The sequence below is a fragment of the Latilactobacillus sakei genome, assembly GCA_002953655.1.
Taxonomy (GTDB): domain Bacteria; phylum Bacillota; class Bacilli; order Lactobacillales; family Lactobacillaceae; genus Latilactobacillus; species Latilactobacillus sakei_A.
Genome location: CP025839.1, coordinates 630,100 through 656,902 on the forward strand (window position 1 = coordinate 630,100; position 26,803 = coordinate 656,902).

A 26,803-nucleotide genomic window follows, 5' to 3' on the forward strand; every position below is an offset into this window, starting at 1 on the left:
GATATCTAATGCTAATTGCTTTGATATTATTTTTTATTAGTATTAGCACAGTTGATGTTCGTGCGGCCACAATAACGAGTCACGCGAGCATCGGGTTTGATCAGACGTACATTCCGTCGACTGAACCACCCGTGATTGAAGATGGTCAACAAGTAGTGACGCCGACTGTCACGCCACCAGTAGAGCGATTACCACAAACGGGGACGGCTTCAATCTGGCAGTTACAAGTTTTAGGGAGTTTATTAATAACTGGGTACTTTGTAGCCAGAAAAAAAGGGAGATTTTACCATGAAAGTTAATCACATTATTTTAGCAAGTAGTTTATTAATGGCCGGTGTTACCGGACCAGCAACCACCGCATTTGCAGCTGGTGCACCAATTCAATCAACCACTAAAGGAGACGTTAATTTTACCCAATCCGCAACACCTTTAACGATTGATAGAGCTTCAAATATTCGTTTTGGGACACAAAGTATTTCAGCTAAGGAAGAGACTTATTCTGCAAAATTGGATAATGATGGGAAGACAGATGTCCCTAATTCAGTTGAGATTACAGATATTCGTGGTACTAATGCGGGATGGAAAGTTCAAATAGCACAAGGCGCACAATTAACAGCTAAAGATACTGCTGCTAAGAAATTGACGGGTGCCGTGATTACTTTAGATAATATCAACACAACAACGGATGCAACTAACCTAGCCGGTGCACCAACAGGTGGTTCTAAAATTGTCTTAGTACCAGGCGAATCATCAAAACCTGGCGCAGCTTTCGATGTTGCTGTCGCTCAAAAGGATCAGGGAATGGGTACTTGGAAAGCTAACTTTGGTGATACAAAATCTGGTGCCCAAAGTATCAAATTGACAGTTCCAGGGGCAACTGAAAAAGCTAAAGATGTGACGTATGAAACAACATTAATTTGGACATTAGCGGATACACCAGCTTAATGCGGATTAACTAATATATAGGGGAGTATTAAAATTATGAAGAAGACAATCAAATACACAACATTGACAATGGCAAGCCTACTAACAGTGGGGACTTTAATGAGTGCTACCAATACAGTTCAAGCGGCAGCACCCGTTGCGACAGATGGTGGTACCGTAAAGTCAGTAGGGACAATTAAATATGTAACGGATAACGATGTAACAGAACCAATTGATCCGATTAATCCTGATATTGAAAAACCAATCACACCAACAGACCCAGGTGATCACGAGAAACCAAGTGCTGGTCCGTTGAGTATTGATTACGTTTCTAACATTCGTTTTGGTGAACAAAAAACAACGGGTACTGACAAGACTTACTATGCTAATTTAGATAAAATCAATGAATCAGACGGAAAAGTCAATGAAGTACCTAACTTCGTGCAAGTAACTGATAAACGTGGGAGCAACGCTGGTTGGCATTTATCAGTCACTGAAGATGCTCAATTCAAAAATGGTAACGATACGTTAGATGGGGCCTTAATTACCATGAAAAACGGGACGCTCTCAACACCTAATGATGGTGAAGCACCTACTGCGAGTGCTGACATTAATTTAGTACCTGGTGTAGCATCAGATGTTTTAGATGCTGGTGTTGATAAAGGGACTGGGACTTGGTTAGATCGTTTCGGTAACGATGAAACAGACGGCAAACAAAGTATTTCAATGTTTGTCCCAGGTAAGACTAAAAAAGTACAAGGTGAATATAAGACCACATTAACATGGACTTTAACAGATTCACCAGCATAAGAAAGTGAGCGTTAAACATGCAGAAAAAAGGTTTAGGGTTATTGTTGGTGGGATTAGCATTCTTAGTATTATCGGTGAAGCCCGCCGCGGCAGCCGAAATGCAGTTCTCAGTCCAGGCTGAAATTCCGAAGAATCAGGTTGATAAAACCAAAAGTTACTTTGATCTGAAGATGCAACCCGGCCAAGAACAAGATTTAGTGGTTAATATGCGTAATGATACGGCCAAACCGGTCACAGTTAATGTATTGCCGAATACGGCCACCACTAACGATAACGGAATTGTTGCCTATAATGAACAAAAGAAAAATGATCAGTCATTAAAAATACCGTTTAAAGATATCGCGACCACTAATAAAGAAGTCACGGTACCCGCTAAAAGCAGTCAATCCATTAAGGTGAAGGTCAAGATGCCTGAGGCATCGTTTGATGGCACCGTTTTAGGTGGTATTTACTTTAGTGAAAAAGTCGCAGATACTAAATCTAAAAATAATGAATCAAGTCAAATTGTGAACCGCTATGCTTACGTGATTGGCGTTAAGTTGACGGAAACTGATAAAAAGGTTAAACCGGATCTACACTTAAAATCGGTGAAACCAAGTCAAGTGAACTACCGGAATGTAGTCAATGCTAATATTCAAAATGATCAAGCCGCGATTTTAACTGATTTGACAATTTCAGGCAAAATATATGAAAAAGGCGATTCAAAAGTGCTTTATCAAGCGAAGCGCGATAAATTACGAATGGCGCCTAATTCAAACTTTAACTTTGGCGTTAGTTTGAACAGTGAGACGTTTAAACCAGGGCGTTATACTTTTAAGGGCACGGCCAAAAGTGGTCAGCAACACTGGCGGTTCCAAAAAGACTTTGAAATCAAGAGTGCTGAAGCCAATAAGTACAATAAGAAAGACGTATCGATCGAACAAGATCATACGAATTTATATATTATTGCCGGTGCCGGCATTGTCTTAATTCTAATCATTATCATTGTGATTTTGATGCGCAAATTAAGAGATAATAAAAAAGAAGCATAATAAAGAAGACTCAATTCTATTTTAGAATTGGGTCTTCTTTATTTTATGTAACCAACTCTTTAAATTAACGCCAACAATGCAAAGCACCAAGCCAATGATGATTGCACTATAACCAGTTTGTTGACTGGCGATGATTGTCAGTATCAGTGCAATGAAGGCCGCAATCAACAGGCCATTTTGGCCGATTGAAATGGTGGCTTTGTGATACGCCACCGAACAAAGCGCTGCAATACCAATCGTGAGAGCGGCAATTAATAGAATCGCTTGCCAGTGGGGTTCCCATAAACTGAGAAGTGCACCGAGTAAGCTATAAGTACCCACGAGGACTGCTAGCGAATAATAATAAGCGTCAAGGGGATTGAATTTGTGCATGAATAAAAACCTACCTTATATCAATAGTGATTTAAGTATCACATGGTACAAGCGGTTCTTTCAATTGAGTGGACAGAACTTTACTATTTTATAAACAAATCAGGCGCCTTTTTTAACTAGATTGCTTCAGGTATACTAAATAAAAATCGTTATGTGGGGTAACTAAGATGACTCAGAAAAAGAAATGGCCGGTATGGCTCAAAATCGTGATGTGGTTTGGGATAATTGGTGGTGGCTTTGCGGTGATGATTCTTTTGAATCTAGCTTATTCAAAAGGGCTGACCGCAATTGCCCAGAGACTGGGTGTGCCTTATAGCTATTACCATCATATGCATCATGAGCGGCACCACTATGAAGAACAATATATGGCCAATGATTTCGACGAGGTGGGATTAATCTTAGCCATTTTAACGGTCTTAGGTGGCGTATACTTATGCTTCAGTTTACTAGAAAATCAGGATAAAAAACGCAAGAAACGTGCAATCAAACAACATAATAAGCGGCTTAATAAAGTAAAGCAACGTCACTAGTGGGCGTTGCTTTTTTAAACTCTAGCGTATTTACGGGCATTAGAATAGTTAAAAAATTCAGCTTTAGCGGTATAGTCGCCACGATAAACACTATTCCAGCCGGCTCTTTGACCATAAGCACCTAGGTCGATTAATAATTGTTCTTCAGATTTATTGAGATGAATTTTACCAAAGCCAACACTATAAATATAATTTGCGAGGCGGTTGACTAACGCTTCAGGATTCTTGGCAGTTTCAAGTGTGAGATAGACCTGACTCAAAACATCGGTAATGTCGAGAAGCGCGTTTGATTTATCTGGATGAGCCATTAGGCTGTTGTAAAGTGTATGAATGTTTTCCTTAGCAATTTCTTGATTAGTCATAATGAAAAGCCTCCACAAAAAGTATTATCAACATCTGTTTTAGTCTTCTTAGTAAATTTTGTCAACTTCAATAGAGTTCTTAACGTTAATCTGAAAAATGGTAACATTAATATTAAAAAATAAGATCTGCTTGTGAATTATGTATAATTTGATTAGACTAAAGAATAGGAGAAAGTATGATGATATTTAAAAAACTTTCAGAAAAAGAATTGCAAAAAATAAGCGGTGGTGTCGGAATACAAAAATGTAGTCTGGGATTTAGTTCACGAGAGTATTTAAATAAAATTACTAAATGGATTAAGCATCATTAAAAGGGCGCGGTAACGTGATTAAAATCAATCTAATTTTGGGCTTGTTACAAAATTCTGTTGTGATTTTTTCCATATTGAATATAGATCATTATTTAGAGAAACGGTATAAGTATTACTACTTGTTTAGTGATTTAGTAATCGCATTTTTTTTGGGAATAGTTGGTCTAATAATAGAGGATGCATATCTCATTGTTTTTATAATTGGGTGCATCCTATTTGGAGTACTAAAGAAAAAAAGTATATATATTGATTTGGTCCATGCTAGTTACATTCTTCTAGCTACTTTAATTGAAATTATTTTATTTATGTTAAGTGGGTATATCTGTCAGTTATTTTTATTGATGATGAAGATGAATTCAGATGATAGGTATTCTGAACTACTAGTAGTAAGCACTATCGTTTTATCAATTATTTTGCTATTAGCATTATCTGGATTAAAGCATTGGAAAAATAAACAGATTTTAATAATTACTAGCGAAATAAAAATGTTATCTTTGGAAAAAACAGTTTTTTATATGTTATTAACTTTATTTTTAGCAATGGAATTAGTCTTAATAATTAGTAATATACAATCCGTAACTGCTACCTTGCAAGTGGTTATAGTATTGGTTTTTATTATTTTTACATTTTTAATGGGCTCTCAGATTATGCTATCTATTAAAACATATGCGATACGACAGGAAACAGAAGATAAAATTGCGCGGAATCAACAACTTCAAGATTACCTAGTCAATATCGAACAGCAGTACACCGAATTACGGCGATTTAAGCACGATTATCAAAATATCTTGTTGTCGTTGGAGAGTTTTGCCGAAAAGGGCGATCAGCAACAGTTTAAGGCGTATTATCAGGAGTTATTAGCGCAACGGCCAATTCAAAGCGAAATTCAAGGGGCGGTCATCGCACAACTCGACTACTTGAAAAATGATCCTATTCGAGGATTAGTCATTCAAAAATTTTTAGCAGCTAAACAGGCTGGTGTCACCTTAAAATTCGAAATGACCGAACCAATCGAATTACAAACTGCTAATTTATTAACGGTTATTCGGATTATCGGTATTTTATTAGACAATGCCATTGAACAGGCTGTTCAAGAAACTGATAAATTGGTGAGCTGTGCTTTCTTACAATCTGAAGGCTTAATCGAAATCACGATTGAAAACACGGCCAGTCAAGTTAAGGATATCCAAGCATTTTCAGCGTTAGGCTATTCAACCAAAGGTGCTGGTCGGGGAACTGGTTTAGCTAATGTGCAGGATTTGATTGCCAAACAAACCAATTTATTCTTAGAAACACAGATTGAAAATAGAAAGTTACGACAAACATTGATGATTACGGAGGAAACTTAATTTGTATCCTGTTTATTTATTAGAGGATGATTTACAGCAACAAGCGATTTATCAGCAAATTATCGCGAATACGATTATGATTAACGAATTTGCAATGACTTTAACATGTGCTGCCAGTGATACCGAGACATTGTTGGCAGCAATTAAGGACCAACAACGAGGGTTATTCTTTTTGGATATGGAAATTGAAGATAACCGCCAAGCCGGTTTAGAAGTGGCAACTAAGATTCGGCAGATGATGCCGTTTGCGCAAATTGTCTTCATTACAACCCACGAGGAACTGACATTATTAACGTTAGAACGAAAAATAGCGCCCTTAGATTATATTCTCAAGGACCAATCAATGGCTGAAATCAAAAGGCAACTGATTGATGATCTGTTGTTGGCTGAGAAGCAAAATGAAGCAGCAGCGTATCACCGAGAAAATTTATTTAGTTATAAAATCGGTCCTCGCTTTTTCTCATTACCATTAAAGGAAGTTGTTTATTTATATACTGAAAAAGAAAATCCGGGGCATATTAATTTGTTAGCCGTTACTAGAAAGGTTACCTTTCTAGGAAATTTAAATGCGCTGGAAGCCCAATATCCAATGCTCTTTCGGTGTGATAAAAGTTACTTAGTTAACCTATCTAATATTGCCAATTATGACAGTAAAACGCGTAGCTTAAGTTTTATCGATGGCAGTGAAGCAAAGGTCTCGTTTCGTAAATCACGAGAACTAGTAGCTAAATTAAAACAAATGATGTAGCGCATATTAACGTTTAACAGATAAAGTTGAACGTTAATATTTTTTTGTAAGATGATTCAAAAATTACGTTACAATTATTTTGTAAGACAATAAGATATCGGCCGATGTAAAGACATCTTATGGTAATTTTAATGATAAAATAAATTTTTTATTAAGGGTGTAAAAGTGGAGAGAATAAGTGAATACAAAGTATTGAAGATGATAAATTAGGACTAGTTATTGGGGGACGAAATAATCTAGCATATGGTCTTGGTAAGTTAGTTCGTGCCGGTGTTGATATAGGAATAGCGATTGGGAGCAAAGATCGCTACAAACCAAGACACTAAATTAATGAAATCATAGGTAAGATAATTGAATACGTTAGAAGTGATTAGCCAGAGAAGGGCTGTTGGTGGGTTTGTATTATTAATAATAGGTTATTTATTGAGTAGTCGTATTAGTCTAGAAATTTCTTTTTTTAATATATCTTGCTTATTTTTAATCTTATTTTCGTATAGTGCACTGATTGTATTATTTGGTTATCAATCAACAAAAGATTTATTAAAACCTCTAAAACGACCTTTTGTGAGAAAAATATTATCAGCAGTTGGATTAAGTTTTCTAATTGTCTTTGGAATAAGTATTGTGTTAATGATGTTTTTTGGAGAAGTGGCGGTCACTCAGAATGGCAATATTCCATTCCTGAAGTCAACTACTGTAAGGTGGCAATTAGTGAGCTTGCTAATTATCTTTTTAAACATAATAGGTGAAGAATTATGGGTCGCTGGGATTGTTTTACCAATAGCGACTTGGCTAACAGAATATAAATTTAATTGGCTATTGGCTAATTTAATTGGCTGTTTAATTTTTGCATTAATCCATTTAGAGATTTATAAGTTCAATATTGCAATATGTCTAATTGTAGGATTTTCTAGGTATGGATTTTCGATGGCTTGGAAATCGAATGATACATTAAGAGGTGGGATATATGCGCATCTATTATATGACTCCTTATTGTTAGCTGTGAATATACTATTATAAAAAAGATTAGCGTCTAATCGATAATGAAGTGAACCCCAAAACTACTCCAATTTTTTGGGGTTCACTTCATAAACTTGGACATTAATCTTTGTATTTAGTAAGAAATAGCGTAGCATATTAGCTTAAATTCAAACGTACTGTTAACGTTAATCTCAATAAAATAATGTTAGTAGATAACGAGCCAGCTGGTAAGGAATGTATGACACGCTTAAGAGAATAAGCCATGGGGGATTAGTTTTAGTTGCATCGAGAAAAGGGTGACAAATAAGATGACCAAGGAAAAATTTAATTATTTTTTTGGTCTATCGAAATAATGATACTAGGTCTGGGCATATTAAATTGGAGAAAAAAACAATTTTATTAGTACCAATATTTATAATGCTTAATATTTTCTATCAATTTATTTATCAAAATATTATTCCAAATTTAGGTAGTACAGTAAATCAAAATGATTTAGTGAACACTATTCGTCATAACGTTGGCTTATTCTGGCTTTTTTCTACTAGTAGTAATTGCAGGAACAATTTCTGAAGAAATTATCTTTCAACGAGTAATTCAGTATAACTTATATGTAGAATTGAAACGATATCAATCCTTTAATAATTTGATATGCCGATATATCGCTATACTAGGTGCTACCATGTTATTTATACTTTTTCGTATCTGGGGAGAGTCTGATATTGGTTGGTTATTGGATTTGAGCAATAGCGGTCTTATTTTTTTTTGCAATTATTTATGATTTAACGAGATTCAAACTAATGTACCCAATAGTGGTTCATATCGGTATTAATTTACTTGCTTTTATTGCCGTAGTTTACTAAGCGTGTTAAAGGAGAATATAAAAATAGTGTTTCTTAAGAAAAGTAACGGGTTAATTATTATTTCAATTTTATTAATAATAGGTGGTATTGGTCTATTAATCATCTTCGGCAATGAAGATCGTTTTAGATTAGCGGATATAATGCTTATTATCGGGATAACCTTGTTTATTAATATTAAGTTCAAGGACTGTCATTAGCGTGTTTGATAGACATTTAAAATAAAAAACTAAACGTTGAAGTAAATTTATAGAGTCACAAAGTTACGATAATATTATTAAAGAAGCTTCTAAATAGTTTAAGGAGGAGAAGTTATGAAGAAATTATGCATATTAGTTTATCAAGGTCTGCCATTTCTGATTGATAATTTGGTTATCTTTAATAAGAAGGAACGGAATTTTGTGAAGAAGTTAAACAATAGAATCGATGAACTATCGATGAGTTGGCAAGTAGAACTTGATAGCTCATTTGGAAATATGAGAGATATTGAGGTCAAAACGCCTCAAGCCTTATTGCTAAAAAATGGTTTGCAGTATCGTTTAAATACTGGCAGCTTTCCCAAAAATGATATCTATCAATTGGGAGCTTTAGAATTACAAGAAGGTGATATTGATGCCGTTATTTCTTTTTTGAAGCATTTAGAGAGGTAGTTTGAATTTCTTTGATACACAATTATTTTGTAAGATATCAACTAGATACTTTATTAAAAAAATTAATATTTATATTTAAATGGAGGAGTGCATTAATAATGCGTTTAAAAAAGAATTTCTATAAATCATTAGATCTCTATATTGGTATTTGGGCCTTAATAGCTAGTTTTGCAGTATTCAATGAAACGATGTTTAGTGTTTCTTGGTGGTTGGATATTGTTGGTGTCATAATAGGGATTTCATTAATCGTATCAGGCTTATTTTTAGGCGATAAAGCTTAGTTTTTGCGCCTTCGAAATAGTAATAAGAATACATACTAAATATTAACGTTTAACCGATAAAGTTGAACGTTAATATTTTTTTTACTCGAAAATGGTAATTGGCAGCATAATAGTGTCATAAGGGAGTTGGTTATATTGGCAATTAATGATCAAGAACTATTCGATTTAATCGATGCAGCTTACAATGAAGATTTATCAAATCAACCACAAAAATATGAATACAAGGCAGCCTTATTGGCAGGTGCCAAGCGCTTAATCGAAGGTGCAGATTCGCTTAGTGTCTGTGTCGATATCTACAATGCTTATCATGAAAATTACATCGTATCGATAAGCTTACCGCGTGCTAATCGCAATTTATATGGTTACATTCATCATAAATTAGAAAAATTAGATCAAAAACGATTACGCGATTTGAATTTAGGTTACGGTTTAATTGCCTCTTCAATGATGTTTGGCGGTATGCATTAAGAATAGGAGTTGGATAATATGAAATGGTATTCAGGTGGTTCAGAACGTAGTGAACAAGCGATTATAACAATTAAGGCATTATTGACGGATTTACAAGATGCTTCGAAAGGACCTGCTTTACAAACTGTTTTAACGACTTATCAAGCAGAACTTGAAAGTAAAAAAGCAAGCGTGCCCTTGATTTTGAGTCGCTTAAATTTGGCAATTGTCAATGCGCTTCAAGAAGACGGTTTGACTTTATCAGCTGCGCAATCCGAACAGGTCAAAGCACTAACGGCACTCTCTAACATTCGTTATGGCTACTAACAGCATTTTTAAGGGGAATTGGAATGACATTTAATCACTTTTTTTATAAAGCAATTGATTTTTATTTTGGGCTCTATCTTTTATTTTCAAGCTGGTCGATTATTAACGAAAGTATCAGCACCATTTCATGGTGGTTCGACTGCTTCTGTATTGTGTTAGGTTTGTGGTTAATGATCGAAAACTTACTCACTAAGAAGGACTGATGATGTTTGTCGAATTGGAGGAAAAAATAAGTTGGCGAGTGATCAAGGATTGCTGAACATTTTGCGGTTAATTGAAGTCGCCTTGAGTGACCCGCAAGTAGCGGCAGATTACCAATTAGCTGCTCATTTAAATCGGGGCGCAGCGGCTGTTAAAAGCGGGTACTTGGATAGTCAATGCCGCAATGACTATCAACAAGCAATCAATTATTTCTTGATGGTTAATGGCTTTAAGGTTTCACCGGCCTTGATTCAATTAATGTCGTTATAAAATACGGTGCAACGATAAATATACGAAATCTAATAAGGGGTTGGGGCAAAAATAAATTTTGTCCCAACCCCTTTAATGATTCGCTAAAAATGCGACAACTGAGCGCGTACTAAGCGTTGATAGTTCTAGTGCGCCAAGTTGGTAGATTTGGCTTTGATCAAAAGCATGCCGATCAAATTGGTGCTGTAAGCCATTTTTTAGAATTAAGGCGTCTGGCTTTTTGGCCTTGATGGCCTGGCTGTCTCCAAAACTTTCATCTAGTGAAACATGCCAATCCAATTGTTTGGCGGCCAGCGCGGTGTTTAAGTGCATGATAAATTCCTGCTCGTGATGACTACTAAAGTTGCTCCCAATAATTAAAGGAAGGGTTGTATAGACTAAAATGGCTTCTTTCATCGTGATATCTCCTTGTTTGATAACTATCATATGCTATTATACAACTATTGATAGCGCTTTATATACAAAAGGAGGTTTTGATGATGTTTGATAAAACGTATTTTGATTTCTTTAAGCAGATGAGTTTAACCGGTGATGGCACCAGTTGGTATTTATTGGCGTTGAAGACGCCGTTAGAAGCAGCATCAGTCATTGAACGGCTTCAAGGGCAGTTCGACCAAATTCGTTTATACGGTGAAGGTTATAGTATTCGAAGCAGTTTGGGACAAGCAAAGGTGATTGAACTAATTGAACAATCTTTAAACCTAAAAGTTGAGCAAGACTTTCAATTAGTCAGTCTTTCGCAGTTTAATGCGATTGGACGTTAAATGTCGATAATAATGAGAAGCTGCTAATTACCATATGAAAACGTTCTAATAAACGCGGGATTCCCTTTGACAAGTGGGCCAAAGAGGACTACATTTAAATTGTGAATGATAGTACAAAAGGCACTAATATTCATGTTCAGGATTAATCAATATGGAAGAGGTGGCCACTATGGCAACAAATAATTTAGTTTTGAAGACAGCTGACATTTGTGATATTCGTGATATTGAAGAGGCGCGGGCAACAATCAAACCTTACATCCGGGAAACACCATTAATTCAATCGATGTTTTTAAGCCGGAATGTCGCTAAGGGCAATGTTTATCTGAAATTAGAAAACATGCAATTAACAGGCTCGTTCAAATTTAGAGGTGCCAATAACAAAATTAATCATTTAACTGAAGAACAACGGCAACGTGGGATTGTAACAGCATCAGCTGGTAACCATGCACAAGGTGTCGCATTAACCGCTAAGTTATTGGGAATTGATGCAACCGTTGTTATGCCCGAAGAAGCCCCAATTGCTAAACAAAAAGCAACGGCTGGCTACGGCGCTAATGTTGTCTTACACGGTGCAACGTTTAACGATGCGCGTTTATACATGGAACAATTAGCAGCAGAAAAAGGCATGACAATCGTTCATCCTTACGATGATCGTGAAGTCATGGCTGGCCAAGGGACAATTGGTCTTGAAATCTTAGATAAAATTTGGAATGTTGATACAGTAATTATCCCTGTTGGCGGGGGCGGCTTAATTTCAGGTGTGGCAACAGCTTTGAAATCTTTCAACCCATCAATTCACATTATCGGGGTTCAATCTGAAAACGTGCATGGGATGGCGGCCTCAATCGATGCTGGCGAAATCACAAGTCACCATGATGATTTCACATTAGCAGATGGTACCGATGTGGCTATTCCAGGGAACTTAACTTATCCAGTTGTTCAAAACCTAGTAGACGAATTTGTCTTAGTGACTGAAGACGAAATCGCAATGGCAATGACTGACTTGATGCAACGGACTAAGATTGTCACAGAAGGCGCTGGTGCCTTACCAACTGCTGCCTTATTAAGTGGCAAGATTGATCCTAAGTGGCTTGAAGATAAGAACATTGTTGCGATGGTTTCAGGCGGTAATGTTGATTTAACGCGGGTTTCAGGGATTATTGAACATCTCTTCAAACCAGCAGACACAAGTAAGGGTGTTGTTGGATAGATTATTTAAAAAAGGTATCGCGAATTTTCGCGATACCTTTTTTTGACGTTTATCGAGCAATTATTGACGTTCATTAGAATTGATCAACAGTTAAAACAGATTATGGGATACTAATCTTAAATCAAAAAATTAGGTGGTTTGAAATGTTTACTATGAAACGCGTCTGTTATTTCATATTGTTAGTTTTATTAACCAGTATGATCTATGTTGAAGCATTATTAGGGGTTAGCAATTATTATCTAGCCCAGCATGAAATACGGTTTATCGTGTTTGATTTAATCATGTGGGGACTCTTATTGGCTTTGTTGCTGGTTATTTATCGTCGCTTGTCAAAAGCTAACGGGCCAGAAGTAGCGGTCCCAGTGATTAAGAAGATTGGGATTATACTGCTCATGCTAGCAGTGAGTTACTTGTTAAACTGGTTTGATCAACAGTGGCATCCACTAGCGTTACCACAAAATCAAGTGGTGATTGATCAGCGAATGCAGGTAGCGCCTGATTTAACAACCATCGGTAATGGCTTAATCGCACCAACAATTGAAGAACTATTATTTAGAGGACTCTTTTTTAATTTCTTTTTCCTGAAGAAAACAAGGTTTAATGGTTTCTTGAAGATCATTGTATCAGGGCTGATATTTGGTAGCATGCATGAATTAGCAATTAATTATAATTGGTTGATTTATTGCGCGATGGGCTGGATTCTAGGTGCCACTTATTACTGGACGAAGGATTTGAAATGTTCAATGATTCTGCATGCCTTGATTAATTTGTTTTAGCTAATCGGTTGGCCCGCATCTGCAACAATTTCGAGGTGGTTGCCAACGAAATTGTGGTAAGGATAATGAAGAAGGTCATTGGTAATAATGGCGCTGGCATTTGAGCGCCCGAAAATTTCAGGATAATCGTGGTGAGCGTCGTGAAAGTCGATAGAATATTCAGGATTAATAATGAAAGTTCATAATGACCATCTTGTTTAGAGAGAATGTGGCCTGAGTATAAAACGCCAACAGCAAGAATAATATATAAGAAGTAAAAGCCCCCAAATAAAACAATGAAGCCACTAGGCGATTCCTTAGCCATTTTGAGAATCGTTTGGTCTGTAAAAACGGTGATAATCGTAGTGAGAATTTGGTAGGCGATATAGAGGGTTACGAGGTAGATCAATGTTGGAATATTGCGCTTTAATTTTTGTTTGAGCAATTACTTAGTCTCCAATCGAAGTTTTTGGTACTGTTAGTTTAGCATGTGAATAATGGTAAACGCTATAAAAAGAATGGTGGCGTAACCGAATTCATTTGTAATAATTATTATCTGCGTTATAATTAGATTGTACGAAATAGATAAGGAGTGATCAGTGTGAAAATTATTGTTGTCGGTTCATCCCATGGTGGGTTCGAAACAGTTCAAGAAAGTTTACTAGATTATCCGGATGCAACAATCCAATGGTACGAACAGGGCGATTTTCTATCGTTCTTATCCTGCGGGATGCAACTCTATTTAGAAGGAACAGTCAAGAATGTTGACGATGTTAGCTATGCAACGCCAGAAGGCATGCGTGCTAAAGGTGTCGATGTTCGTTTACAACAAGCTATTACAGCCATTAACGCTGACCAACATACGGTTCAGGTTAAGGATTTAAAAAATAATACAACTCGTGAAGAAAGTTACGATAAGCTCGTCTTAAGTGTCGGGGCCGTGCCATTTGAACTCCCCGTTGCTGGTCGGGATTTAGCTAACGTTTATGCAATGCGTGGTCGTGATTGGGCGATTAAGCTCAAGGCCAAAACAGTTGATCCAACTGTGAAAAACGTCGTTGTTATTGGCTCAGGTTATATCGGTATCGAAGCTGCTGAAGTCTTTGCCAAAGCTGGTAAAAACGTGACAGTTGTTGACGTCTTACCACGTCTATTGAGTTTATACCTCGATCAAGAATTTACAGATGAATTAACAACTGAAATGCAAGCTCATAATATTTACCCAGCAGTCGGTCAATCTGTTAAGGAATACCGCGGTGCTGATGGTAAAGTTACTAAGGTTGTGACGGATCAAGCCGAATATGATGCCGATTTAGTCATCGAAGCTGCTGGTATTCGTCCCAATACAGCTTGGTTGAAAGATGTACTTGATTTAGACCGCAGTGGGCGGATTAAGATCAATGAATATCTACAAACGAGTCAACCTGATATCTTTGCGGTGGGGGATGCAACGGTTGTTAAATATGCACCTACTGGCGAAGAAATTCCAATTGCTTTAGCAACGAATGCCCGCCGTCAAGGTCGCTACGCTGCTAAAAACTTGGTCACAGCTGACCAACCCGTACCAGCTGTTTCTGGTTCATCAGCCTTGAGTGTTTTCGATTATCACTTTGCTTCAACGGGGATTAAAGAAGGGACTGCTGATAAGTCAGGCGTTAAGACTCAATCCGTCGTTGTAACGGAAACTTATCGTCCACATTTCGTTCCAGCTGACGAAAATCCAGAAGTTAAATTCAAATTAACATTCGATCCTGAAACAGGCCGAATTTTAGGTGCACAAATCATGTCTAAAGCAGACGTCACAGCTAACATCAACGCCATTTCCTTAGCCATTCAAGGCAAGATGACGGTTGACGATTTAGCTTACGCTGACTTCTTCTTCCAACCTGGTTTCGACCGGCCTTGGAACATCATGAACGTTGCCGCTCAAAAGGCACAACGCTTGATGCACTAATAAAAGTGAAGCGCGTGTGTCATAAGTTGGGTATCTCCTGAGGATCAATATTAGACTATCAAAAAGGTGTTGCGGTGAAATAAATTTTTGCCGCGATACCTTTTTTATTTTGCCAAATGATAGCGTATAATAGAAGAAAAGTGATGGGGGTAAACAAAATGTCGATAGCTTATTTAATCGTTATCACACTGCTTTATATTGTGCTTTATATTGGTACTCGTAGACGGGGAAACCAGGAATTGATTAATGTCCTAATAATATGGCAAGTCCTGATTATCGTTAATATTATTTTTGACACAATTGGCCATGAACAAAGTATCGCTGGCTTATACAAGGCGGTTTATCCGATGGCACTGTCGTTCTTTTGTTATTTGGGGAAAGATATGTTTAAGAAGAAGTAGGGAGGTACATGATGCAACTTAATTTGTGGCGTGCTTTTAAAACTGCCTTTTTCTTTTTAAGCACAATGGTCATTGCAAAAATTATTTTTAAGTGGGCAGCTTTTCGTGAGTACTATACAAGTGGTAGCGCGGAATTAGGAGGAATGGGCATTAGCATGATTTTTCTGGGTGTTTATCTGGGGCTGTTATTACTACTAACCTTGCTTATTTTCGCTTATCTACAGGTAAAACAATTATTTAAAAAATAGGATATAAAAAAACGACCAGCAGCTGCTGGTCGTTTTTTGCTACCCAATACCCATGACATAAAAGGCTAATTTATCGGCGTAATGCGGTTTTGTATGTTGGTTTTGGGCTTGTGCAACTGCTTTGAGATTATCGGTGATCACGCCATCCGCACCAAAATACATCATTCGCTGGACTGCCTGTTGCTCATTGGGTGTCCAAACAAAGACGGCTTTCTTTTCTTGATGCGCCGCTTGAATGAAGTGCCGGTTGACCGTCGTCATTTCAACCGCGTAGAAATCGGCGTGTGAAATGGGTGGCCCGATGAAATTAAAAGGGAGGATATATCCGGTTTGAATTTGCGGTGCTGCCTTTTTGACATCTTCCACCACTTGCCAGTTCAAAGATTGGACCATGTGATCATGGGTCTCAATGTTGGCTTGGTATTTGGCTAGGAATTTTTGCACCAAACCCGGATTATTGGTAGTTGGCGTCTTGATTTCAATTAAGAGTTTTTGGTGGAGCTGATTGGCGAGTGCGAGATAATCGTCAAAAGACGCGATTGGCGCGGTGCGTTTATGTTCGCGCACGGTCAGATTGGTGAGTTGCGCCAGTGTTTTTGATTGCGGTGTTCCGGACTGACCAGTTAATGGGGCCAGCTGAAAATCATGAAAGACAACGAATTGATGATCTTTGGTCAGTTGGACATCCATTTCCACGTAGTCGGGTTTTAAACGGTGCGTTTTTTTGAGCGCAGTGAGTGAATTTTGGACACCATTTTTTTGAGAGACACCGCGGTGAGAGATACTGATGGGTTGTTGAATTGAGACGGCGCGAAGGTAATTCCAATTGTAAAAGCCGGTACCCATTAAAGTAACCATGGCCACTAGCAATAATAAGCCGCCATTGAGGGGAACGCTCAGTTTAAGACTAGAATAGTTAATCGCAGGCTGATTGAATTGCGAATCGGATAGTAGCGCATCAACCAGTATGAAAAAGATGGTGACAGTGGAGAGGACCAGGTTAATGAGAACGACCACTTGTAAAAATGTCATGAGGATAACGGCGCTCTGGAAGCCGACGCTGGTGTGCGTTTCAATGAACGCCTGAAGCTGGATTAATAAGAAGAAACTAACGGTTGTAAAACCCACGAGGCCTCCGACGATGAGTAACAACCGGCTAACTAGGGTTACCAGTTGGTAATGTGTAAAGCGCCAACTCGTGCGTAACGCCCTTTTTAATGACATTTGTTGAAGAATAATATTGGGAAGGGTGAAGATGAGGCGCAAACCAATATATAGCAAACTCAAATAAATTAATAGCCCCAAAACAGCAATCAGCCGTCGATTGGTGATGATGTAATCTAAAATAAAGGCCGGCAATTTAAATTTTGTCAATAAATCGGAGTGATAACCCAAACCGCCCAATGGGATAATTAGGATGTAATAATATAGGAAGAAAAAAATGGTACCGATGCGCAGATGCGTGATTTGGGCGACTGTCATCTTAAGTAATGCTTGCAGGGCCAGTGGTCGTTTAATCTGAATAAAATACACACTTAATAGTAGAAATGTGAATTCGAAGAAGGCCAATAATAAAATCAGCAGCGCAATCCCGACGAGCGCCAGAAGCGCAAAGGGGTGCTGGTGAATAAGTACGGGCAGATTGCTCAACGCTAAAAACTGAATCTGGTAATGTACTAAAATGAAGTAGCTGGCTTTACTTAAAAGCGGCAGGCAAATTAAAAGTAAAAAGCCGTGCATTAATAAAACACTGCGGAAATAAGCTTGGCTTTGTTTTAAAAACGTAAAGGTATTTAAAAATAACTTTTTAAAATATTGCATTAATATAGAAGCTCCTCAATAGAAACGTTTATAAGGACTATTGTACAACAAAAGAAGGGTTGAGTAACAACCGCTACTTAACCCTTCTTTATTAATCATTTAATGAATAGCGTAGTTTCATATGGTTGGCGCCGGTGGTTACCATTTTTCCAAGGAGTTGGTTGAGGTTCCTGAAGTAAGCATCAGCGAGCGTTTGGTTAGCGGCAGTCAGTTGTGCAGTACTATTCTCCGGATTAGCTAAAATTGCGGCATCCGTTTTAAGTTGAATCTTGCGACAATCAATTAATGCTTGGGCTTCAAAAGCATCACGGAGTCCTTGATAACGATCGAAGTCAGTATCTCCGAGTAGGGCTGTTAGACGATTTAACCAGTAAATGTTATTAGGATCAAAGCTGGTTTGTGTCTCGCGATAAACGGCCGGCGTCGTATTTGTATTGGCATAAAATGGCACTAAACCGTTAAAGGTGTTGGGGCCAAATGCTAACCAATGAATCCTGGCAATCGCTTCGGGGACATCGTTACGGATTTGCAGAATATGCGTTTCTTCATTGCGATTTAAACCGATTGTCCGGTAGCGTTGACGGACATCTTTTGAACCTGTGCCATAAGGATCAAAAGGCGTGTTCTCGAAATGAGAACTGAGGGCCCATTTAACGGCTTCAATCGTTAGTTTTTTAGTGGGGACCATCATGAAGGGCAGTTCTTGATCTTCATAGTCACCCTCATCAAGACCACCAAATGCTTTTAAAATGGCATAGGCGCGGGGATTATTATAGTGAGCATCTTTGATGGTTGCTGTGCCAAAGATGTGGCGGAGGTTTACTTGATCCTCATCAGGATTGAGATGGTATTGTGCAATTAGGCTTGGTAGATTTTCTGAGAATAGCGTATTTGGTGAGGCAAAATCGAATTCAGCAATGTTGAGACGATTAGGCGCAACGACAAAAGCGTTATCTGGGATGCGAATTGCTGCCCAGTGATGCCCGCCGATTGTTTCTAAATACCAAACTTCATCGTGATCAGAAAAGGCAATACCATTGGTTTCATAAGTCCCATAGGTTTCAAGGAGTTGACCAAGCCGTAAAACGGCTTGGCGAGCTGATTGGCTATAAGGCAGAACAAGTGTTACGAAATCCGCTTCACCAATTCCGTCATCAGTTAGCGGATCAATTGCTAAGATATGAGGATTGTTGGTAATTGTTTCGCATGCCGTCATCGCGACGTTGGCGCTATTAATGCCGGCACCAGCCCAAATGCCATATTGATCATCGGCATCGGGTGTCGAAGTGTAACGTAACGGATTTGTAGGTAATTTGATTTTGAGCCCATTAATGGCTGAGGTGTAATCAATGGGTTGATCGGCTGGTTGAATAACGCGGAATTTTTGCGGATTAGGCTTATTGTAGCCATCCTCGTTTCTAGCGATAAGGGTTGAACCATCAAGCGTGGCTTTTTTCCCCACTAAAATGGTTGTACAAGAACTGATTCGTTTATTCAAAAGAAGGACTCCTTCAGGGTTTATTATTTATTATAAGCCAAGTTACCACTCAATCCCTATGAGACATAATAAAAAGTGAGTAACTATTTAAAAATAGCGATTACTTTGGTATAGTGTCAGTATAAAGTTAAAGGGATTTACGAATAGGATACTTTTGGGGGGAACAAGATGGCGAAGTACAAAAAGGGGCCAATTATGACGCAATGGGAGTCTGATTTTTCAAAAGCGCGTGCTAAACGTAAGAAGACGCTGATCATCCAGGGAGTGGTTTTAGTGTTGATCGTCGCTGGTGGGTTAACCTGGTTTATCAGAAATAACAATGCTAGCCAAAGTGTTGCCCAAAAAGGGTCAACGCAATCAGGCGTTTTTTATCAACCATCCTCTGAGCGAACGAAAGCGGCTAGTGACGAAGTGGTCATTAATGAAAAAGATTTTAAAGCATCGGCCAGCAGTGCTGCCGCCGAAGCCAACAACCAAGACGGTTGGGAGGGTGTCTACCCAGATAAATACGTTAAAGGGGCACTGACAACCGATTATATGAACTTTATTGCGATGAACAATAGTGGATTGCGCTGGTTACAAGGAAATGGCTACCGTTTATTGACGGAAAGTGAATTCTTCAAAGAAACCGGCCAAGCAGCACAAAAGAAACAAAAAGTGGATATGAAAAAAGTTGTGGTCAGAGATCCAGGCACGAGCTTACCTGCTTTAAATGACGCCTATGGCCATCCACGTTACTCATATTTCTGGGCAACAAAAGCCCAAAAAGCCATTTTGGGCCAAGTTAAGGTTAATAATCAATACCTCTTCTTTGAAGTAGGGAATAGTTTCTTTGATAAATAAGACAACAAAAAAGCCCCGTCGATTTGATAAAATCGACGGGGCTTTTTATTATGATATATCTATATGCGCCACCCGGGAATTTAAACCACATTCAAACCATTTGAAAACTATTATTAGTGAGTTGCTTAAAACGTTGATATATAAGGGATAGTGGGGGTATATGGCAGGTCAAACCTTTGACTTTCTTTTTTGAATTCTCTGCATTTATTCTGCGTTTTCTGCACGAAATCTGCACGAATCTGCATGCCAAAATTTATAGATTACTCAAAATTTTGAGTGCTTTTTCATCTTCACGTTCGCGACTAGTTTGAAGTAAATGCGTATAGACTTCATAAGTTACACTTGTATTTGCGTGGCCAAGTCGTTCAGAAATATAATCAATTGAGACACCTTTGGCAATGAGCATAGAAGCATGTGTATGACGTAAGCCGTGAAAGGTGATGACATTTCTAGTCTTTAGTTCAAGTAGTATTTTTTTAAGTGTTTTGTTAGCTGCAGTGTCGCTGGGAATCTCGTGGCGGTTGGTCATAAAGACGAAACCTAGTTTGTTTTTAAATCCTTGTTTTAAAAATTGACTCCGTTGCTGAACCTGCAATGACTTTAGAATTTTAGCAAGTTGCGGTGTGATTGATATTGTTCGATTCGATGTGATCGTTTTTGTTTTAGTGAAACCTTTTCGTGTTTTATAATCGTAGGCCTTGTTGATCGTGATGGTGCGGGCTTCAAAGTCCACACAATCCCAAGTTAAGCCAGCGACTTCGCCATACCGACAACCCGTCAGTAAGCCAAATAGTATTTCAATTCTAGTGACCGCCATAAAAGAGCCGGTTTCGATACATAGTTTTTTTAATCGCTCTGCTTCATCGTACTCCAAAAACTTCAAGCTGCTGTCTTTAGATTCTAAACCAGTAATTAATGCGCCAAAGGTAAAATCACGTGTGAGTAGGCCATCGTTAATAGCATACTTGACAGCATTTCTAAAATAGCTATTTAGTAATCGCGTGCTATCCTTAACGTGCGTTTCAGCGTATTGATCTAACATCCTTTGATAATCAGCGGATTTAACATTCCTTAATTTAACATTTCCAAAATTCGTTTCAACTAGTTTAATGGCCACTTTATATTTCGATTCGGTTGTTTGATGTAGCCGCCCAATCTTATAAGTTTTGGCCCATTTCTCGAAGTAACCAGCAAAGGTTGTATCGGTAACAGTAACCAGGGTACCAGCATTCTTCATTAGTTCGAGTTCTTGTGCAGCTGCTATGGCGTCTGATTTTTTCTTGAAACCACTCTTTTGTTTGTTGTGAGTTCTATCAATTGAAACCCGATAGCCCCAAGTACCATTACGTTTAAAAATTTGTGCCATTGTTAAAACCTCCATTTTAAGCTAAAATAGAGTACGCAAATAGCGCACAATATTTTGCGTTATTTCTGTGAAGCACATCCAACTGTTTGGCGACGGGGGATGTGCTTTTATTATTTATTAATGTTGATTTTTTAAAGAGGTAATATAATATTCGTTGAAAACAGCGCTGATCCCATCAAGTAACATGTCACATATTCCCTTAGATGTGTAGCCACTATTGTGATGGTCGACGGAATTGCGTAACCTAAATAATGTATCTATATAAGTTTGTTGTCGAGATTCAAGAAGAATTGGTTCTTTTGTGAACGCCTTTAAATAGTCTTTTGCTGTAGGATTCCTACCTAGAGATTTTTCAACCCCATAATTAGTCAATATCAGAAGCATAAGGTGTTCGAGAGTACTCCCAATACCGGCCGCACATAGGAACCATTTTTGATTCTCATAGGCAAACAAACATTGGTTGAATTCGTCACTAAACTGGTTATTATTAATTACGGATAGCATTTCGTTGAAATGATATTTATCAATGAATATTTTTTTATTAAGAAGTGGGAACTGCTGAGTTATGTTTTTCTGTTCCAACATATTCTTTGAATTATTGTATTCTCTACTTACAAAGCTTTTCACCCAATCTAGTAGATTTTCTTCAACCGAATTAGACAATGGAAAAGTTGCATAAATACTGTTTGGGTTAACTTTATTCTTTAAATTAGGTTCAATTAAGTTTTGATTTGCTAAATAATTGAATCTTTCTTCTGTTATAAAAAGTGATTCGAATTCATAATTGTGTGTTTCCGTAACGAATGAGGCTTCAATTAACTCATCTTTAGAAGATTCAATTGCGAATATTATATATACAGTTCCCACATTAGAGAACACTTCATACATATAAATTTGGATCTTTTTTTTAGCTGACCACATGAAGCGATTAAGTTCAGCATCTTTAACACCGATATAGTCTAATTGTTGATCATATGCTAATTTTATTTTTTTTAGAAGTTTATCATTATTTTCCATTATATTAAGCACCTCTGGATATTTTTAAACCAAACTATACATCATAATACCAATTATTTTATTGCCAAGATATTTTTCATTAATCCCAACATTAATCTGGTTCTGATTAACAGTACCGCGGCCGCTGATTGTACCTTTTATCGAAATTGTTGAACCAACGCTAATCTTTTGTTTAGTTTTTCCTACAGCCAGGAATTCCTGTTCTGATTTTTCAGTAGGAGTTAGTAGTAGGTGGTATTCTCCCATCTTATCCGCACCGATATCTTTAACGTAAAAATTAGGTAAGATGACGTTAGAAGCAAATAGATCATCATCAGAATACTTAGACATATCATTTACATCAAAAAGTGAATTTATATCTTTATATTGATTATCACTTGATGACTCAGAGTGACTAGTAGAATTTACTGATTTCGTTTCTTTTTTTGAATTCGATGATTCAATTTTCTTAGAAAGAGCGGCTGATTCTTTAATTGATTCTGAGTGATCCTTCTTTGACTCGATACTTTCTGAATGTTCTTTTGCAGCCGTAATTTCATGCTTTGATTGCATATTGGAAAGTGGGCTACCAACAGCAGTGCCGATTATAGCTACAAGAACAGTAATTAAAGTTTTTTTCGAAAGATAGCGTTTCGATTTGTAGATTTGGTAACCATTAAAAATAATAAAAACTAAAGTGGCGATAAGAATTATATCTCCTATGAATCTTATAAACCCCATGACAATACTCCTCCAAATATGTTAAAATATGCACATGGTTGTTGCTTTTTTTATTTTATCGGAGCAGCATTTGCGTCTTACTTCCCAACGAAGTAGGGCGCTTTTTTTATGCTTTTAAAATCTGAATACCATTGGCGAAATTGATTAAAATATTATCTTTTACAATAACACCGTATTTCTCACGGTAATATGCTAAAACGTCGAAGAGGTATTCGACAGTCACGTCTAAGTGATCAGCTAGCTCAAATTCGTTGGTTGACTGCCAGTAAGCTGTAACTAACTTATCGAGTGGCACCAGACGGTTAAATGAGCGGCGACGTGCAATTGTTTCTTGCTTGGCGCTCTCAATATCATTTGGATTAAGAATATTGCCAACCGATATTTCTTGATGACTAATTTCTTCGACCAACGTTTGGGCTTGCTCAGTCCGCGTACGATTAGCGTTTATGATAATCGTTTTACCAATACATAAACCATCAACGCCCACAGGCATGTCGGTTCGTGGTTTAATATCAAATTCTGTAGATGATTCTGCAATTAATGAGTCGAGCATATCCATATATAATTCACATCACTTATTCTTGGGATGATATTACTTTTTAGAGCGCTTAATCATGTCAATGTAATCAATGATTTTTGCCATGTCGTCGTCGGTGAAATCTTTATTAAGGTGAGCTGCTATCAGTTCAGCGTCTGAACTGACTTCAGAATTTTTTCTGTCCTTATAGGTGGTATCGATATCACTTTTTCCAACACCGAAGGCATCAGCAATTTTTTGAAGTACACCGTGAGATGGTTTAGATCTAAGATTTAAATAATCACTCATAGTACTTTTACTAATACCAACTTTTTCAGCGAGTGTCGATTGATTGTAATTACTTTCGGATAAGTATTTACGGATATTCTCAGCGATGACTTTCCGCTGAAACATTTCATCTTCGGTTAATTCTCTTACCATAGTGACCTCCGCCAAGCTTTAATTTATAGACATAGTATAATACGAAAAATTCGAACTTACAATAATAAAATACGAAAATACTGAACTTTTGTGTTGACAGTACGAAAATATCGTACTAAGATGTGAAGTAACGAAAGGAGGTTGTCACATGAAAAGTTTAGAGCAGTTGCGAAAAGGTGTTGGTTTATCTCAATTAGAATTGGCGACCTTGTTTAAAGTGTCTGATAGAACGATTTATAACTATGAAAGAGACTCAACTAATATTCCGAACTCATTGTTAGATAAGTATATGATTGCTTTCGATATCGAGTACGATGATATTTTTTTAGGTAAAAAGTACGATTTTATCGTACAACAACAAAAACTAATCCATAGAAGACTAAAGGATAAGAAGTTAGCCTAGTATTGAATTTCTTTTTCCATTTCAACAGGTTGCTACGTTACTAATAGTGGGAGGTGATTTAGGGATGAAGAAAAGCGATGAGATTAGAGAAGCGTACTTAACTAAATTTGAACGAAATAATTCACTGGAAGAGTTTGGCGTTTCTGATGGCGAAAAAATGGTTGGAACAAAATTAGTTGATCTAATGAAAAAAGAAGACTTAACGTACGATTCAGCGTACGCCAGTCTTCAATATGCTTATAACTTATTAAAGTATGAATCTAATTTTTTGAAGCTACCAGATAAATTATAAATACTTTGAAACTACTTTATAGATTGCGACTATAACAACGGCGAACCATGCGTATGCTTCAACAGCATCTTTAGCTTTAACCAAGATATTCGTAAAGGAAATAGCCCAAGATACTAATACAGAAATAATTGTAGGGAGGCTAAAACCATCATTAAGCATGTCTATAACAGTTTTATTCAGGTATTCCACAAGTTCGATATTTTCCTCAACAAGATTTTCAGAACCTACGTCTGTATCGCTGGTGGATTGTCCTGGTTGCCAATCATTGTTTTCAGGAATAGCTTCATCAGATTTCAAATTACTTGTTTGATCATTACGCTGATAGCTCACACTTTCAGGATTGAAAGTATTGTAATCAAAATTTTTGGACATGATGGCGCCAAATGATTTAATGTCCATCGTCTTGGAGATACTATTCCATGCACTGGCAGTTTTAATGTTGACCTTAATCGCTTCAGAAATTGGTGAGGTAAGAGATTGGGTACTATCAAGAATGTTATTTATAGCTGAAATTTTATTGGAATAGGAGCTAGCTTCGCTTCCTAAGTCAGTAGTTATAGCTAGTTTTATCGATCCATTTGACAGTGACGGCTGTTTGAATGATTCGATGGTAGGTACAGTCAGTTTTACCGAATCATTTATCAATGAGGATTGTTTAATTTCCCCAATATTGGGTACGTTCAAGGATATTGTTCCTGGGTCAGCAACTGCTGATTTCATAGATTCGATTGATGATATCGATTGTTTAACTAATCCAATATCAGATATAGTACGGTTTAATGCGATGTTTGATGATAGTTTTTGGTTCACTTCAGAGAATGAAGTAGTTATATGTTTGCGTGGGGATAAGGTAATGTTTGTTAAGTTTTCAGACAATTTTGTTTGTGTTGCTAGAATTTCGTTTACATGGGGTATCGAAATCTGTAAACCTTTAAGCCTCGTTTTATAAGAACTTTTGAAAGCATCGGACATTATTGTACACCGCCAAATATATTAGTATATCTCAATTATATACAGTATACAGAGCGTGGTCAAACGTGTGTTCTATGAGAGGGAAGTAAAATGTGGAATAAAATCGAACAACTAATGATTAAACAAGGATTAAATCAAAATACGTTAGCAAGGCGCATGAGTATTAGTACAAGTACCTTGACTGAACTAAAAATGAATCGAATCAAGAAACCAAGCTTTGAACTTATGTGTAAGTTTGCAGATGCATTAGGTGTTAGTTTGGATGATTTAAGAAGTAATGAATAAGTAGGAGGTAAAACAATGGAACGTACTAAAGTCATCGTCCCACAGTTCACAATCGAATTGCCAGCTGGCATGGAGTTAATTGCCACTGAAGACAGAGAACGGTTGGAAGCCGATCAACAGATTATCTGGGATTTAAATAAAGCCTGCGAGGTATCAGGTTATACCTATAAAGACCTCTCCAAAATACTGCAGGTGTTTAAGAAGCAACTGGATATTGATAATGGTGGCTGTGTTTTCTATCCATTCAATGGTGGCAAATACAAAATTGAATCATTGAAATTTACGCAGTTCTTGCGGAATAACTTTCCAAGAATTATGAAGGAGTTGAAGTACAAATGAATAAGAATTTTTATCTAGCAGTCATGATCAGCATTATCGCAGGTCTCTATATTCCGAAAGACATGCAATTTATCGTGACAGTAATAATCATGAGCTCAATCGTTACTTTTATCGGTATTAATTACAAGGAATTCTTTAAAGGAGGAAATGACGATGAACGAACTGATTCAGACATTTCAAAGTAACGACGGACAGACGGTTGTCAGTGGTCGCGACTTACATCGCTTCTTGAAAGTTGGCAAAGATTTCTCGACCTGGTTCAAAGACATGGTGGCATACGGCTTTGTAGAGGAAAGAGACTTTTCCCCAATTTCGGGGAAAAGTTCTGGTGGTCGCCCGCGCATTGAATACGCGATGACAATTGACATGGCTAAAGAGGTTTCCATGATCCAGCGCACAGAAGTTGGTAAGATGGCCCGACAGTATTTTATTGATATGGAAAAACAGGCTAAGGCCTTACCAATGTCAATGGAAGACATGATGATCAACCAGCTGCAGGAACAAAA

General features: G+C 37.4%; 39 protein-coding genes and 1 pseudogene. 28 read left to right on the forward strand and 12 right to left on the reverse strand.

The features are described 5' to 3' along the window. Nucleotides 1-8: 8 nt before the first annotated feature. The 4 genes from C0213_02995 to C0213_03010 are packed head-to-tail and all read left to right on the forward strand — an operon-like array spanning nucleotide 9 to nucleotide 2,765. Nucleotides 9-299, forward strand: coding sequence for a hypothetical protein (locus C0213_02995; protein ID AUX11413.1), 291 nt, complete (start codon nucleotides 9-11; stop codon nucleotides 297-299). Then, nucleotides 289-945: a WxL domain-containing protein gene (locus C0213_03000; GenBank protein ID AUX11414.1), complete on the forward strand. Its 657-nt coding sequence runs from the start codon at nucleotides 289-291 to the stop codon at nucleotides 943-945. The genes C0213_02995 and C0213_03000 overlap by 11 nt, the downstream gene beginning before the upstream one ends. 36 nt (nucleotides 946-981) lie before the next feature. Beyond that, nucleotides 982-1,734 carry a WxL domain-containing protein gene (locus tag C0213_03005; protein ID AUX11415.1) on the forward strand — a complete coding sequence of 251 codons (753 nt, stop codon included), beginning with the start codon at nucleotides 982-984 and terminating at the stop codon, nucleotides 1,732-1,734. A gap of 17 nt (nucleotides 1,735-1,751) precedes the next feature. Continuing rightward, entirely contained in the window at nucleotides 1,752-2,765 is a 1,014-nt protein-coding gene (locus C0213_03010; protein ID AUX11416.1) for a cell surface protein, read from the forward strand. A gap of 21 nt (nucleotides 2,766-2,786) precedes the next feature. Here C0213_03010 and C0213_03015 read toward each other — a convergent pair whose 3' ends face one another. Continuing rightward, the gene (locus tag C0213_03015) at nucleotides 2,787-3,137 is read right to left on the reverse strand and encodes a hypothetical protein (GenBank protein AUX11417.1); all 351 of its coding nucleotides are present in this window, start codon (nucleotides 3,135-3,137) and stop codon (nucleotides 2,787-2,789) included. A 167-nt stretch (nucleotides 3,138-3,304) separates the two neighbouring features. On the opposite strand from C0213_03015, the gene C0213_03020 reads away from it, so the two are divergent. Further along, the gene (locus tag C0213_03020) at nucleotides 3,305-3,667 is read left to right on the forward strand and encodes a hypothetical protein (protein AUX11418.1); all 363 of its coding nucleotides are present in this window, start codon (nucleotides 3,305-3,307) and stop codon (nucleotides 3,665-3,667) included. 14 nt (nucleotides 3,668-3,681) lie between these two features. Here the strand turns inward: C0213_03020 and C0213_03025 are convergent, their stop codons facing one another. Then, nucleotides 3,682-4,029, reverse strand: coding sequence for a bacteriocin immunity protein (locus C0213_03025; GenBank protein ID AUX11419.1), 348 nt, complete (start codon nucleotides 4,027-4,029; stop codon nucleotides 3,682-3,684). 176 nt (nucleotides 4,030-4,205) lie between these two features. On the opposite strand from C0213_03025, the gene C0213_03030 reads away from it, so the two are divergent. From C0213_03030 to C0213_03075, 10 genes are all read left to right on the forward strand, one after another. Then, a complete protein-coding gene (locus tag C0213_03030) occupies nucleotides 4,206-4,340 on the forward strand; it encodes a bacteriocin (protein ID AUX11420.1) in 135 nt (44 codons plus the stop codon). A gap of 251 nt (nucleotides 4,341-4,591) precedes the next feature. After that, nucleotides 4,592-5,689: a hypothetical protein gene (locus tag C0213_03035; protein ID AUX11421.1), complete on the forward strand. Its 1,098-nt coding sequence runs from the start codon at nucleotides 4,592-4,594 to the stop codon at nucleotides 5,687-5,689. Nucleotide 5,690: 1 nt separating this feature from the next. Next, nucleotides 5,691-6,437 (forward strand): DNA-binding response regulator, encoded by a 747-nt coding sequence (locus tag C0213_03040; GenBank protein AUX11422.1) that lies wholly within the window; start codon nucleotides 5,691-5,693, stop codon nucleotides 6,435-6,437. 423 nt (nucleotides 6,438-6,860) lie between these two features. Beyond that, complete coding sequence (locus tag C0213_03045) at nucleotides 6,861-7,457, forward strand: hypothetical protein (GenBank protein ID AUX11423.1); 597 nt, start codon at nucleotides 6,861-6,863, stop codon at nucleotides 7,455-7,457. A gap of 1,132 nt (nucleotides 7,458-8,589) precedes the next feature. Continuing rightward, complete coding sequence (locus C0213_03050; protein AUX11424.1) at nucleotides 8,590-8,925, forward strand: hypothetical protein; 336 nt, start codon at nucleotides 8,590-8,592, stop codon at nucleotides 8,923-8,925. 98 nt (nucleotides 8,926-9,023) lie between these two features. Next, complete coding sequence (locus tag C0213_03055) at nucleotides 9,024-9,206, forward strand: hypothetical protein (protein AUX11425.1); 183 nt, start codon at nucleotides 9,024-9,026, stop codon at nucleotides 9,204-9,206. 135 nt (nucleotides 9,207-9,341) lie between these two features. Continuing rightward, nucleotides 9,342-9,674, forward strand: coding sequence for a bacteriocin immunity protein (locus C0213_03060; GenBank protein ID AUX11426.1), 333 nt, complete (start codon nucleotides 9,342-9,344; stop codon nucleotides 9,672-9,674). Between the two features lie 18 nt (nucleotides 9,675-9,692). Next, entirely contained in the window at nucleotides 9,693-9,980 is a 288-nt protein-coding gene (locus C0213_03065; GenBank protein ID AUX11427.1) for a bacteriocin immunity protein, read from the forward strand. A 23-nt stretch (nucleotides 9,981-10,003) separates the two neighbouring features. Further along, entirely contained in the window at nucleotides 10,004-10,183 is a 180-nt protein-coding gene (locus C0213_03070; protein AUX11428.1) for a hypothetical protein, read from the forward strand. Between the two features lie 31 nt (nucleotides 10,184-10,214). Next, nucleotides 10,215-10,451: a hypothetical protein gene (locus C0213_03075; protein ID AUX11429.1), complete on the forward strand. Its 237-nt coding sequence runs from the start codon at nucleotides 10,215-10,217 to the stop codon at nucleotides 10,449-10,451. 72 nt (nucleotides 10,452-10,523) lie between these two features. Here C0213_03075 and C0213_03080 read toward each other — a convergent pair whose 3' ends face one another. After that, nucleotides 10,524-10,847, reverse strand: coding sequence for a hypothetical protein (locus C0213_03080; GenBank protein ID AUX11430.1), 324 nt, complete (start codon nucleotides 10,845-10,847; stop codon nucleotides 10,524-10,526). 83 nt (nucleotides 10,848-10,930) lie between these two features. Between C0213_03080 and C0213_03085 the strand changes: the two genes are divergently transcribed. The 3 genes from C0213_03085 to C0213_03095 all read left to right on the forward strand — a co-directional run bounded on the left by C0213_03085 (nucleotide 10,931) and on the right by C0213_03095 (nucleotide 13,201). Further along, on the forward strand, nucleotides 10,931-11,215 hold the full coding sequence (locus C0213_03085; protein AUX11431.1) for a hypothetical protein: 285 nt from the start codon (nucleotides 10,931-10,933) through the stop codon (nucleotides 11,213-11,215). A 169-nt stretch (nucleotides 11,216-11,384) separates the two neighbouring features. Further along, complete coding sequence (locus C0213_03090) at nucleotides 11,385-12,425, forward strand: threonine ammonia-lyase (protein AUX11432.1); 1,041 nt, start codon at nucleotides 11,385-11,387, stop codon at nucleotides 12,423-12,425. Between the two features lie 143 nt (nucleotides 12,426-12,568). Further along, nucleotides 12,569-13,201, forward strand: coding sequence for a hypothetical protein (locus tag C0213_03095; protein ID AUX11433.1), 633 nt, complete (start codon nucleotides 12,569-12,571; stop codon nucleotides 13,199-13,201). On the opposite strand, the gene C0213_03100 is transcribed toward C0213_03095, so the two are convergent. Continuing rightward, nucleotides 13,188-13,625: a hypothetical protein gene (locus C0213_03100; protein ID AUX11434.1), complete on the reverse strand. Its 438-nt coding sequence runs from the start codon at nucleotides 13,623-13,625 to the stop codon at nucleotides 13,188-13,190. The genes C0213_03095 and C0213_03100 overlap by 14 nt on opposite strands. 156 nt (nucleotides 13,626-13,781) lie before the next feature. Here C0213_03100 and C0213_03105 point away from each other — a divergent pair, with 156 nt between their 5' ends. The 3 genes from C0213_03105 to C0213_03115 all read left to right on the forward strand — a co-directional run bounded on the left by C0213_03105 (nucleotide 13,782) and on the right by C0213_03115 (nucleotide 15,783). Further along, nucleotides 13,782-15,134 carry an FAD-dependent oxidoreductase gene (locus C0213_03105; protein AUX11435.1) on the forward strand — a complete coding sequence of 451 codons (1,353 nt, stop codon included), beginning with the start codon at nucleotides 13,782-13,784 and terminating at the stop codon, nucleotides 15,132-15,134. A 158-nt stretch (nucleotides 15,135-15,292) separates the two neighbouring features. Then, nucleotides 15,293-15,535: a twin-arginine translocase subunit TatA gene (locus tag C0213_03110; protein AUX11436.1), complete on the forward strand. Its 243-nt coding sequence runs from the start codon at nucleotides 15,293-15,295 to the stop codon at nucleotides 15,533-15,535. 11 nt (nucleotides 15,536-15,546) lie between these two features. Then, a complete protein-coding gene (locus C0213_03115) occupies nucleotides 15,547-15,783 on the forward strand; it encodes a hypothetical protein (GenBank protein AUX11437.1) in 237 nt (78 codons plus the stop codon). 39 nt (nucleotides 15,784-15,822) lie between these two features. On the opposite strand, the gene C0213_03120 is transcribed toward C0213_03115, so the two are convergent. Both C0213_03120 and C0213_03125 read right to left on the reverse strand, forming a co-directional pair. Further along, on the reverse strand, nucleotides 15,823-17,604 hold the full coding sequence (locus tag C0213_03120) for a glycerophosphodiester phosphodiesterase (GenBank protein AUX11438.1): 1,782 nt from the start codon (nucleotides 17,602-17,604) through the stop codon (nucleotides 15,823-15,825). 91 nt (nucleotides 17,605-17,695) lie between these two features. After that, complete coding sequence (locus C0213_03125) at nucleotides 17,696-19,102, reverse strand: dipeptidase (protein AUX11439.1); 1,407 nt, start codon at nucleotides 19,100-19,102, stop codon at nucleotides 17,696-17,698. Nucleotides 19,103-19,270: 168 nt separating this feature from the next. Between C0213_03125 and C0213_03130 the strand changes: the two genes are divergently transcribed. Continuing rightward, nucleotides 19,271-19,945, forward strand: coding sequence for a hypothetical protein (locus C0213_03130; GenBank protein ID AUX11440.1), 675 nt, complete (start codon nucleotides 19,271-19,273; stop codon nucleotides 19,943-19,945). 253 nt (nucleotides 19,946-20,198) lie between these two features. Here the strand turns inward: C0213_03130 and C0213_03135 are convergent, their stop codons facing one another. The 5 genes from C0213_03135 to C0213_03155 form a co-directional block, all read right to left on the reverse strand. Continuing rightward, nucleotides 20,199-21,326, reverse strand: a complete 1,128-nt coding sequence (locus C0213_03135; protein AUX11441.1) for a hypothetical protein — start codon at nucleotides 21,324-21,326, stop codon at nucleotides 20,199-20,201. A gap of 102 nt (nucleotides 21,327-21,428) precedes the next feature. Beyond that, complete coding sequence (locus C0213_03140) at nucleotides 21,429-22,328, reverse strand: hypothetical protein (GenBank protein AUX11442.1); 900 nt, start codon at nucleotides 22,326-22,328, stop codon at nucleotides 21,429-21,431. A 24-nt stretch (nucleotides 22,329-22,352) separates the two neighbouring features. Next, nucleotides 22,353-23,048, reverse strand: a complete 696-nt coding sequence (locus tag C0213_03145) for a hypothetical protein (protein AUX11443.1) — start codon at nucleotides 23,046-23,048, stop codon at nucleotides 22,353-22,355. A 106-nt stretch (nucleotides 23,049-23,154) separates the two neighbouring features. Then, nucleotides 23,155-23,607, reverse strand: coding sequence for a toxin (locus C0213_03150; GenBank protein AUX11444.1), 453 nt, complete (start codon nucleotides 23,605-23,607; stop codon nucleotides 23,155-23,157). A 33-nt stretch (nucleotides 23,608-23,640) separates the two neighbouring features. After that, nucleotides 23,641-23,979: a hypothetical protein gene (locus tag C0213_03155; GenBank protein AUX12800.1), complete on the reverse strand. Its 339-nt coding sequence runs from the start codon at nucleotides 23,977-23,979 to the stop codon at nucleotides 23,641-23,643. A 175-nt stretch (nucleotides 23,980-24,154) separates the two neighbouring features. Here C0213_03155 and C0213_03160 point away from each other — a divergent pair, with 175 nt between their 5' ends. Next, entirely contained in the window at nucleotides 24,155-24,409 is a 255-nt protein-coding gene (locus tag C0213_03160) for an XRE family transcriptional regulator (GenBank protein ID AUX11445.1), read from the forward strand. 64 nt (nucleotides 24,410-24,473) lie between these two features. Continuing rightward, a complete protein-coding gene (locus C0213_03165) occupies nucleotides 24,474-24,701 on the forward strand; it encodes a hypothetical protein (GenBank protein AUX11446.1) in 228 nt (75 codons plus the stop codon). Here C0213_03165 and C0213_03170 read toward each other — a convergent pair. After that, entirely contained in the window at nucleotides 24,696-25,673 is a 978-nt protein-coding gene (locus tag C0213_03170) for a hypothetical protein (GenBank protein AUX11447.1), read from the reverse strand. The genes C0213_03165 and C0213_03170 overlap by 6 nt on opposite strands. 90 nt (nucleotides 25,674-25,763) lie before the next feature. Here C0213_03170 and C0213_03175 point away from each other — a divergent pair, with 90 nt between their 5' ends. The 4 genes and pseudogenes from C0213_03175 to C0213_03190 all read left to right on the forward strand — a co-directional run bounded on the left by C0213_03175 (nucleotide 25,764) and on the right by C0213_03190 (nucleotide 26,774). After that, nucleotides 25,764-25,958: an XRE family transcriptional regulator gene (locus C0213_03175; GenBank protein AUX11448.1), complete on the forward strand. Its 195-nt coding sequence runs from the start codon at nucleotides 25,764-25,766 to the stop codon at nucleotides 25,956-25,958. A gap of 15 nt (nucleotides 25,959-25,973) precedes the next feature. Next, complete coding sequence (locus C0213_03180) at nucleotides 25,974-26,297, forward strand: hypothetical protein (protein ID AUX11449.1); 324 nt, start codon at nucleotides 25,974-25,976, stop codon at nucleotides 26,295-26,297. Continuing rightward, on the forward strand, nucleotides 26,294-26,482 hold the full coding sequence (locus C0213_03185; protein ID AUX11450.1) for a hypothetical protein: 189 nt from the start codon (nucleotides 26,294-26,296) through the stop codon (nucleotides 26,480-26,482). The genes C0213_03180 and C0213_03185 overlap by 4 nt, the downstream gene beginning before the upstream one ends. Next, nucleotides 26,451-26,774 (forward strand): annotated as a pseudogene (locus tag C0213_03190) (hypothetical protein). The gene C0213_03185 and the pseudogene C0213_03190 overlap by 32 nt, the downstream one beginning before the upstream one ends. The last annotated feature ends 29 nt before the right edge of the window (nucleotides 26,775-26,803 follow it).

Excerpts from the sequence above, each read along its gene's own strand:
- C0213_03185 (AUX11450.1), top strand. The coding sequence starts at position 26,294 with ATGAATAAGAATTTTTATCTAGCAGTCATGATCAGCATTATCGCAGGT.
- C0213_03025 (AUX11419.1), bottom strand. The coding sequence starts at position 4,029 with ATGACTAATCAAGAAATTGCTAAGGAAAACATTCATACACTTTACAAC.
- C0213_03095 (AUX11433.1), top strand. The coding sequence starts at position 12,569 with ATGTTTACTATGAAACGCGTCTGTTATTTCATATTGTTAGTTTTATTA.
- C0213_03180 (AUX11449.1), top strand. The coding sequence starts at position 25,974 with ATGGAACGTACTAAAGTCATCGTCCCACAGTTCACAATCGAATTGCCA.
- C0213_03115 (AUX11437.1), top strand. The coding sequence starts at position 15,547 with ATGCAACTTAATTTGTGGCGTGCTTTTAAAACTGCCTTTTTCTTTTTA.
- C0213_03020 (AUX11418.1), top strand. The coding sequence starts at position 3,305 with ATGACTCAGAAAAAGAAATGGCCGGTATGGCTCAAAATCGTGATGTGG.
- C0213_03065 (AUX11427.1), top strand. The coding sequence starts at position 9,693 with ATGAAATGGTATTCAGGTGGTTCAGAACGTAGTGAACAAGCGATTATA.
- C0213_03130 (AUX11440.1), top strand. The coding sequence starts at position 19,271 with ATGGCGAAGTACAAAAAGGGGCCAATTATGACGCAATGGGAGTCTGAT.
- C0213_03070 (AUX11428.1), top strand. The coding sequence starts at position 10,004 with ATGACATTTAATCACTTTTTTTATAAAGCAATTGATTTTTATTTTGGG.
- C0213_03135 (AUX11441.1), bottom strand. The coding sequence starts at position 21,326 with ATGGAGGTTTTAACAATGGCACAAATTTTTAAACGTAATGGTACTTGG.
- C0213_03030 (AUX11420.1), top strand. The coding sequence starts at position 4,206 with ATGATGATATTTAAAAAACTTTCAGAAAAAGAATTGCAAAAAATAAGC.
- C0213_03160 (AUX11445.1), top strand. The coding sequence starts at position 24,155 with ATGAAAAGTTTAGAGCAGTTGCGAAAAGGTGTTGGTTTATCTCAATTA.
- C0213_03120 (AUX11438.1), bottom strand. The coding sequence starts at position 17,604 with ATGCAATATTTTAAAAAGTTATTTTTAAATACCTTTACGTTTTTAAAA.
- C0213_03150 (AUX11444.1), bottom strand. The coding sequence starts at position 23,607 with ATGGATATGCTCGACTCATTAATTGCAGAATCATCTACAGAATTTGAT.
- C0213_03145 (AUX11443.1), bottom strand. The coding sequence starts at position 23,048 with ATGGGGTTTATAAGATTCATAGGAGATATAATTCTTATCGCCACTTTA.
- C0213_03010 (AUX11416.1), top strand. The coding sequence starts at position 1,752 with ATGCAGAAAAAAGGTTTAGGGTTATTGTTGGTGGGATTAGCATTCTTA.
- C0213_03165 (AUX11446.1), top strand. The coding sequence starts at position 24,474 with ATGAAGAAAAGCGATGAGATTAGAGAAGCGTACTTAACTAAATTTGAA.
- C0213_03005 (AUX11415.1), top strand. The coding sequence starts at position 982 with ATGAAGAAGACAATCAAATACACAACATTGACAATGGCAAGCCTACTA.
- C0213_03175 (AUX11448.1), top strand. The coding sequence starts at position 25,764 with ATGTGGAATAAAATCGAACAACTAATGATTAAACAAGGATTAAATCAA.
- C0213_03055 (AUX11425.1), top strand. The coding sequence starts at position 9,024 with ATGCGTTTAAAAAAGAATTTCTATAAATCATTAGATCTCTATATTGGT.
- C0213_03085 (AUX11431.1), top strand. The coding sequence starts at position 10,931 with ATGTTTGATAAAACGTATTTTGATTTCTTTAAGCAGATGAGTTTAACC.
- C0213_03090 (AUX11432.1), top strand. The coding sequence starts at position 11,385 with ATGGCAACAAATAATTTAGTTTTGAAGACAGCTGACATTTGTGATATT.
- C0213_03140 (AUX11442.1), bottom strand. The coding sequence starts at position 22,328 with ATGGAAAATAATGATAAACTTCTAAAAAAAATAAAATTAGCATATGAT.
- C0213_03155 (AUX12800.1), bottom strand. The coding sequence starts at position 23,979 with ATGTTTCAGCGGAAAGTCATCGCTGAGAATATCCGTAAATACTTATCC.
- C0213_03110 (AUX11436.1), top strand. The coding sequence starts at position 15,293 with ATGTCGATAGCTTATTTAATCGTTATCACACTGCTTTATATTGTGCTT.
- C0213_03015 (AUX11417.1), bottom strand. The coding sequence starts at position 3,137 with ATGCACAAATTCAATCCCCTTGACGCTTATTATTATTCGCTAGCAGTC.
- C0213_03170 (AUX11447.1), bottom strand. The coding sequence starts at position 25,673 with ATGTCCGATGCTTTCAAAAGTTCTTATAAAACGAGGCTTAAAGGTTTA.
- C0213_03050 (AUX11424.1), top strand. The coding sequence starts at position 8,590 with ATGAAGAAATTATGCATATTAGTTTATCAAGGTCTGCCATTTCTGATT.
- C0213_03000 (AUX11414.1), top strand. The coding sequence starts at position 289 with ATGAAAGTTAATCACATTATTTTAGCAAGTAGTTTATTAATGGCCGGT.
- C0213_03080 (AUX11430.1), bottom strand. The coding sequence starts at position 10,847 with ATGAAAGAAGCCATTTTAGTCTATACAACCCTTCCTTTAATTATTGGG.
- C0213_02995 (AUX11413.1), top strand. The coding sequence starts at position 9 with ATGCTAATTGCTTTGATATTATTTTTTATTAGTATTAGCACAGTTGAT.